Source organism: Micromonospora sp. NPDC005220 (genome assembly GCF_040607895.1).
Classification (GTDB): Bacteria; Actinomycetota; Actinomycetes; order Mycobacteriales; family Micromonosporaceae; genus Micromonospora.
In genome coordinates this window covers 1-5,205 of the sequence record NZ_JBEXHP010000032.1, presented here as the reverse complement: position 1 = coordinate 5,205, position 5,205 = coordinate 1, and the positions used below count along the sequence as shown (strand labels likewise).

The window sequence follows — 5,205 nt, the reverse complement described above, 5'->3', positions numbered from 1 at the left end:
CCGGAGCACCCCGTACGACGGCCCGGTGCCGCCCGCCGTTGGCGGGTGGCACCGGGCCGTAGCGCTGTGGCCCGGGCCGGATCTGCCGATCGGCAGATGTGCCGGGCACCCCGGCCCGGAATGCTGATCGGTGAGATATCCAAGGAGGAAGCATCATGAGCCAGGCGGCCGAGCACTTGTCAGCCCGGGTGAAGGACGGTGCACCGAGGCCGGAACGGGGGCGGTTCAACCGGACCGCCCTGATCGGATACGCGGCCTTCCTCGCCCTCCTGCTGTACGGCCTCGCCCACGCCTACTGGGCGTCCGGCGGGGATGGGTTCCCGTTCGGCGCCGACGACGCCAACCCGGAGTACTCGGCTTTCCAGAACGTCGGCCGCGACCAGCTGGCCCCGTGGATCGCGGGCTGGTTCCTGGGCAGCGCGGTGGTCGCGCTGCTGCTGGCGTTGCCGGGCCGGCGCCGGATCCCCACCGGGGTGCTGGTGGGCGCCTCGCTGCTGTCGGCGGCGGTGGTGTTCTTCACGCTGGCCGACTTCCGGATCCTCGGCAATCTCGCCTACGTCTTCATGCTGAAGTTCAGCGCGATCAATTGGACCGTGATCAACCAGCTGTTCGCGGTGGTTTCGGTCGGGCTCATGGTCGTGTCGGCGGTCGTCTACCAGCGCCGCACGTCGGGGGCGTGCACCCGCTGCGGGCGCTCCGACACCGAGTCCGGCTGGACGTCGCGGGAGTCCGCCGCCCGCTGGGGCAAGCGGGCCGCCTACACGGCCGTCGTCGTCCCGCTGCTGTACGCCAGCACCCGGTGGGCCTGGGCCCTGGGCTTCCCGCTCGGCATCTCGAACGAGCTGTGGGAGGAGGGCAAGAAGGACCACCTCTGGATCGCCGGCGCCGCGCTGGCCACCATGGGTGCGCTCGGCTCGCTGCTGACCCTGGGTCTGGTGCAGCGCTGGGGCGAGGTCTTCCCCCGGTGGATGGTGGGCCTGCGGGGCCGGCGGGTGCCCATGCTGCTGGCCATCATCCCGGCCACGCTGGTCTCCATCATGGTGACGATCGCCGGTGTCATGTACATCCGGCTCCACTTTCAGGGGGCCTTCGACAACCAGAAGGACGATTGGGGTGCCACGGTTCCGGAGATGGTGTGGCCGGTGTGGGGCCTCGCCCTGGGAGCCGCCACGCTCGCCTACTACTTCCGGCGGCGCGGCGTGTGCAAGCGCTGCGCCCGCGGCTGAGGAGAACAAACGGGCCCGGAATCAGGTCATCTGGTTCCGGGCCTGCCCCCGTTGGCATGGAGTGGTCAGGTCGCCCGGCGGAAGCTGCGGATCGCCAGGGGCGCGGTGATCAGGACGAGCACCAGGCAGGAGGCCAGCGTGGCCAGGATCGTGCCGAGGTCGGGGTGGCCGAGGGCCAGGTCGCGGGCTGCCGTGATGGCGTACGACATGGGGTTGACCTCGGCCACGACGCGCAGCCAGCCGGGCAGGCCGTCGGCCGGGACGAAGGCGTTGGAGGCGAAGAGCAGCACCATGTTGAGCATGCCCCCGATGGGCTGCAGCGACTCGGGGCGGCGCAACCAGGCCGACAGCGCCATGAACAGCCAGCCCAGGGACCAGCCGAGCACCACCGAGACCAGCGCCGCGCTGAGCGAGCCGAGCACGCCGCCGGCCGGGCCGTACCCGAAGATCAGGGCGGCAGCCACCAGCATCACGAGGAGGTTGACGACGTTGAGCGCGGTGTCCGCGATGCTCCGGCCGACCAGGACCGAGCCGGTGTGGATCGGCATGGCTTTGAACCGGGAGATAATGCCGTTGTTCATCTCCGTGGTCAGCGCCACCCCCGACTTGAGGCCCGCGCTGATCGAGCTGGTGACGAGGAACGCCGGCAGCAGGTAGTCGATGTAGCTGACACCGGCCGGGAAGGCGGCCGTCTGCGAGACGCTCTTGAACACCTGGCTGAACACGGTGAGCATCAGGATGGGTTCGAGCACGCCGGGCAGGACCATGGCAGGTTCGCGCAGCACCCGCAGCGATCGACCGGAGAGCACCGAGATCTGCTGGAGCACGCCGCTTCCGCCGAACCGCGGGGACGTGGGATGGATGGTGGCGGTAAGAGCCGGCGGTCTGGTGGCGGCGGTCATCGGGACATCCCTAGCTTCCGGCGGAGTGGTTGAGGGCCATGTAGACGTCGTCCAGCGAGGGTTCGCTGAACGCAAGTTCCGCGATCTCCACGTTGGCCTCGTCCGCCACCCGGACGACGCCGGCCAGGTCGGTGGACTTCTGAACGGGCATGGTGAGCACGAGGCTGTCCGGTTCGTGGGCGGGGGCGAGGCCCGCTGCCTCCAGTGCCCGGACGGCTCGGGGCCGATCGTCGGCCGTGTGCAGGGTGACCGAGACGGTGCGGTGCCCGACCCGGCTCTTCAGTTCGTCGGCGGTGCCCGAGGCGATGACGCGGCCCGCGGACAGCACGGTGATCGAGTCGGCCAGGAAGTCCGCCTCGTCCAGATACTGCGTGGTCAGCAGCACCGTCGTGCCCTCCTGGACCAGCCGCTTGACCACGTCCCACAGGCCGCGGCGGGCGGAGGGGTCCAGCCCGGTGGTCGGCTCGTCGAGGAAGATCACTTCCGGCTGCCCGACCAGGCTGGCCGCCAGGTCCAGGCGCCGGCGCATGCCGCCCGAGTAATCCTTCACCTTGCGGCGCGCGGCCTCGGTGAGGGAGAAGAGCTCGAGCAGCTCCTCGGCCCGCGCGGCGGCCTGAGCCCGGGTGGCGCCCAGGAGCCGGGCGATCAGCACCAGGTTGGCGTGCCCGGAGAGAGTCTCGTCCACCGCCGCGTACTGGCCGGTCAGACCGATGCGCCGGCGGACCTCCTCGGCGTTGCGGGTGACGTCGAGCCCGGCTACCCGGGCCTGGCCCGACGTCGGCAGCGAGAGGGTGCTCAGGATGCCGACGATGGTGGTTTTGCCCGCGCCGTTGTGCCCGAGCAGGCCCAGCACCGTCCCCTCAGAGACCGCGAGGCTCACGCCGTCGAGTGCCCGGGTGGCTCCGAACGACTTCGTCACGTCGGAGACTTCGATCATCACCGTGTCCATCGGATGCCCTGCCCTCGGTATCGGAAGCCCACCACGGCCGCCGGACGCATTCAGGGAAGACCGAAAGGACTGCGTGGGACGTCGCCTGCAGACGTAACGTATCGGCGCGGCTGCCCTATGAGGAGACTCGATCAGATCCCTGAAACTGGCATTGCGCAATCAGCGCAGGGGGAGTCCACTCAGCCCAGTGGAAGGAGCGCCGTGACCCGCCAGCCGTGCTCGCCGTGCCCGCCGTACTCCAGGGAGCCGCCGAGCGCCCGCGCACGTTCGGCGAGCCCCTCCAGGCCGGTGGCCGCGGTCCCCCAGCGGTCGCCGAAGTGCCCGCCCCCGGCCTCCCGGACGGAGGGAGTGCCGTTGGTCACGGAGACGATCAGCATCGGTTCCGGCTTCGCGAAGTCCGGTGTCACGGACACGGTCACCCACGGCGTGGTGCCGGCGTGCCGCCGTACGTTGGTCAGTGCCTCGACCACCACCCGGTGCGCGGTACTCGCCACCTCGCGGGGAACCCGGGGGAGCCGCTCGGGCGAGCGGTCGAGGTGCAGCCGCACGTCGGCCCGGCCGGACGCCCGGAACCGGTCGACGACGCCCTCGATGTCCTCCAGGCCATAGGTCACGAGCTGTGTCTCGTCGGTCGAGCCCCAGTCGCGCGGGCTCGTGCCGTCGGAGGACCTGAGCATGTGGACGGCGCAGTCCATGGAGTCGAGCGCCTGGCGGCCGGAGGCCTCGATCTGCTGGAGCAGGCCGAGCACCTTCTCCGGCTGGGCCGCGCTGATCACCTGGGCCGCCTGCGCCAGCACGACGATGCCCGACACGTCGTGGGCCACGAAGTCGTGCAGGTCACCCGCCAGCTGCAGGCGCTGGCTACGCCGGGCCTCGTGCACGGCCCGGATCCGGCGGGTCTCCAGGGTGCGCAGACCCCCGCCGCCAGCGGCCGCGGCGACGGCGCCGAGCGCGAAGAACACGCTCTGCGCGACGACCTCCATCGCGGTCGCGGGGACCTGCAGCCGCAGCAGGGCCGTCGAGGCCAGGACACCGAGGACGGTGCAGAACACGAACGCCTGCCGGATCTCGGCGTACCGGGCGATCAGGCAGATCAGCAGCAGCAGCCCGGTGATCTCGAGCAGGGTGGCCACGCCGGTCGCCTGCTCCAGCGTCGGCGGTTCGCTCAGGACGGTGCCGAGACCGGAGCTCACGACCACCACGACGGCGACCACCGGGACGACCCTGTCCCGGGTGTGCAGCGCGGCCACGGCGAGCGCGCCCAGCACCGCGACCATCATGGGCAGGACCGCCCGCCAGCCCGCCGCGGGCCCCGCCAGCAGGGCCGCCGGAACCACGAAGAACGCCAGGACCGCGCAGGCCGGGCCGACCGCGCGCTCCAGCAGGCGGCTCAGCGCGTGGCCCACAGTGTTCGTCCCCATTCCCGGCATTCTACCCACCCGTCATATTTCTCTCTTGATCCGTGAGTCCGGCCCGCTCGTCGATTTGCGCGGGCTCGGTGAAGTCGGGGGCGTATCGGCCGGGCAACATTGTTTACGATCATCTACTGAGGGGTGCGTTGTGTCTGGTACAGCGGAATCCGAACTCGACCGGCTGGTGCCGGAATGGCATTTCCGAGAAATACATCGTGTATCGGTTCCGGGCGCCACCGCCGAAGTCATGAAGGCCGCCCACGCGACGACCTGGTCCGAGGCCCCGATCGCGCGGGCTCTGGTCGCGATCACCGGAGCGGACGTCTCGCCCGGGGGGAGCATCGTCGACGACTTCCTGAGCGGGATGGGTGAGGTGCTGCCCACCGGGGACGAGGAGTTTCTGCTGGCCGCGGTGCAGGGCATGGGCGACACCCCACGGCCCGACGGCAGCATCGTGGATATCGTGACCGGCTGTCATCAGCCGGGGATCCTCAAGGTCGGGATGAACGTCCGGCACGCGGCGGGTGTGCTCGCCACCGAGACCCGGATCTTCGCCACCGACGAGCGCACCCGGCGCCGGTTCCTGCCGTACTGGCTGCTCATCCGGCTCGGCAGCGGGATGACCCGCACGTCGATGCTCCGGGCGATCCGGGCCCGAGTGCTGCGCGACGCGGCGTCGGCCTGACCCGCGGCGCCGGGGTCAGGCCGACCGGTCC

Annotated in this window: 5 protein-coding genes; 2 read left to right on the top strand and 3 right to left on the bottom strand. The window is 70.8% G+C overall.

What is annotated here, in order from left to right:
• Positions 1 to 155 precede the first annotated feature (155 nt).
• Positions 156 to 1,226: a hypothetical protein gene (locus ABZU52_RS15230; protein ID WP_354971654.1), complete on the top strand. Its 1,071-nt coding sequence runs from the start codon at positions 156 to 158 to the stop codon at positions 1,224 to 1,226.
• A 65-nt stretch (positions 1,227 to 1,291) separates the two neighbouring features.
• Here ABZU52_RS15230 and ABZU52_RS15225 read toward each other — a convergent pair whose 3' ends face one another.
• The 3 genes from ABZU52_RS15225 to ABZU52_RS15215 all read right to left on the bottom strand — a co-directional run bounded on the left by ABZU52_RS15225 (position 1,292) and on the right by ABZU52_RS15215 (position 4,498).
• The gene (locus ABZU52_RS15225; protein ID WP_354971653.1) at positions 1,292 to 2,128 is read right to left on the bottom strand and encodes an ABC transporter permease; all 837 of its coding nucleotides are present in this window, start codon (positions 2,126 to 2,128) and stop codon (positions 1,292 to 1,294) included.
• Between the two features lie 10 nt (positions 2,129 to 2,138).
• Positions 2,139 to 3,065 (bottom strand): ATP-binding cassette domain-containing protein, encoded by a 927-nt coding sequence (locus ABZU52_RS15220; RefSeq protein WP_354971652.1) that lies wholly within the window; start codon positions 3,063 to 3,065, stop codon positions 2,139 to 2,141.
• A gap of 191 nt (positions 3,066 to 3,256) precedes the next feature.
• Positions 3,257 to 4,498 (bottom strand): histidine kinase, encoded by a 1,242-nt coding sequence (locus tag ABZU52_RS15215; protein WP_354971651.1) that lies wholly within the window; start codon positions 4,496 to 4,498, stop codon positions 3,257 to 3,259.
• A 238-nt stretch (positions 4,499 to 4,736) separates the two neighbouring features.
• Between ABZU52_RS15215 and ABZU52_RS15210 the strand changes: the two genes are divergently transcribed.
• Positions 4,737 to 5,174 (top strand): hypothetical protein, encoded by a 438-nt coding sequence (locus ABZU52_RS15210; RefSeq protein ID WP_354971650.1) that lies wholly within the window; start codon positions 4,737 to 4,739, stop codon positions 5,172 to 5,174.
• Positions 5,175 to 5,205 lie beyond the last annotated feature (31 nt).

Excerpts from the sequence above, each read along its gene's own strand:
- ABZU52_RS15225 (WP_354971653.1), bottom strand. The coding sequence starts at position 2,128 with ATGACCGCCGCCACCAGACCGCCGGCTCTTACCGCCACCATCCATCCC.
- ABZU52_RS15215 (WP_354971651.1), bottom strand. The coding sequence starts at position 4,498 with ATGGGGACGAACACTGTGGGCCACGCGCTGAGCCGCCTGCTGGAGCGC.
- ABZU52_RS15220 (WP_354971652.1), bottom strand. The coding sequence starts at position 3,065 with ATGATCGAAGTCTCCGACGTGACGAAGTCGTTCGGAGCCACCCGGGCA.
- ABZU52_RS15230 (WP_354971654.1), top strand. The coding sequence starts at position 156 with ATGAGCCAGGCGGCCGAGCACTTGTCAGCCCGGGTGAAGGACGGTGCA.
- ABZU52_RS15210 (WP_354971650.1), top strand. The coding sequence starts at position 4,737 with ATGAAGGCCGCCCACGCGACGACCTGGTCCGAGGCCCCGATCGCGCGG.